General features: G+C 58.9%; 1 protein-coding gene and 2 pseudogenes. 1 reads left to right on the forward strand and 2 read right to left on the reverse strand.

Going from position 1 to position 1,015, the window contains the following annotated elements; translation table 11 throughout:
* Both ACQKP4_RS29260 and ACQKP4_RS29265 read right to left on the reverse strand, forming a co-directional pair.
* A partial coding sequence (locus ACQKP4_RS29260; protein ID WP_427637463.1) for an NTP transferase domain-containing protein occupies positions 1-489 on the reverse strand: 489 nt, incomplete at its 3' end.
* A 116-nt stretch (positions 490-605) separates the two neighbouring features.
* Positions 606-917, reverse strand: a pseudogene (locus tag ACQKP4_RS29265) (F0F1 ATP synthase subunit epsilon); the annotation flags it as partial.
* Between the two features lie 2 nt (positions 918-919).
* On the opposite strand from ACQKP4_RS29265, the pseudogene ACQKP4_RS29270 reads away from it, so the two are divergent.
* Positions 920-1,015 (forward strand): annotated as a pseudogene (locus tag ACQKP4_RS29270) (hypothetical protein); the annotation flags it as partial.

Genomic DNA, 1,015 nt, shown 5'->3' on the forward strand with positions numbered 1-1,015 from the left:
CGTGATCGCGCGTTCGGCTTCGTTGGCGTCTTTCTGCTCGACGATAGCGGTCACTTTGCCGTCGGCATTGCGCACGATTCGGCCGTAACCCGTCGGGTCGTCCAGTTCAACCGTCAGCAAGCCCAGCTGTTGCGGGGCAACTTGCTTGAGCAGACGCTGCAGGGTTTCGACTTCGATCAACGGCACGTCACCGTAAAGAATCAGCACGGTGTCGGATTCGATGAACGGGACGGCTTGCGCCACCGCGTGACCCGTGCCGAGCTGCTTGTCTTGCAGAACGAAATTCAAGTCATCCGCCGCCAGCCGCTCGCGTACCGCATCAGCACCGTGACCGATCACCACGTGGATGCGCTGTGGATCAAGTTGACGGGCGCTGTGGATAACATGGCCGAGCATTGAATTGCCGGCGATCGGATGCAGCACTTTCGGCAGGGCCGAACGCATGCGAGTGCCTTGGCCTGCAGCAAGGATAACGATTTCAAGAGACATGACTGGCTACCAATCCTGGGTGGTCAGCGGCTGCGACCAAGTGATGAATATCGGAAAAGAAAAAAGGGTAGCCGAGGCTACCCTTTTTAATCAATCGCGCAACAAGCAATGGCCTTTTAGTGGCCGAACTTCTTGCGGATCTGCTGGACGGTGCGCAGCTGAGCTGTCGCCTCGGCCAGACGTGCGGCAGCAGAACCGTAATCGAATTCTGCGCCACGTTCATGCAAGGCCTTCTCGGCAGCCTTAACGGCTTCCTGAGCGGAGGCTTCATCCAGGTCGGCAGCGCGTTGCACGGTGTCGGCAAGAACCTTGACCATGTTCGGCTGAACCTCGAGGAAACCACCCGAGATGTAAAACACCTCAGCTTCCCCGCCCTGCTTGATCAGGCGGATCGGACCCGGCTTGAGATTAGTGATCAGCGGCGCGTGACATGTCCATCGGCTACATGGACCCGGGCAATTGGGCGACCGCCATCGAGGCTGGCTCGCGGTTTGGCTACAGCCTGCTGTTTGTGGTGTTGCTGGCC

It is taken from the genome of Pseudomonas sp. NPDC086278 (assembly GCF_050280905.1).
Classification (GTDB): domain Bacteria; phylum Pseudomonadota; class Gammaproteobacteria; order Pseudomonadales; family Pseudomonadaceae; genus Aquipseudomonas.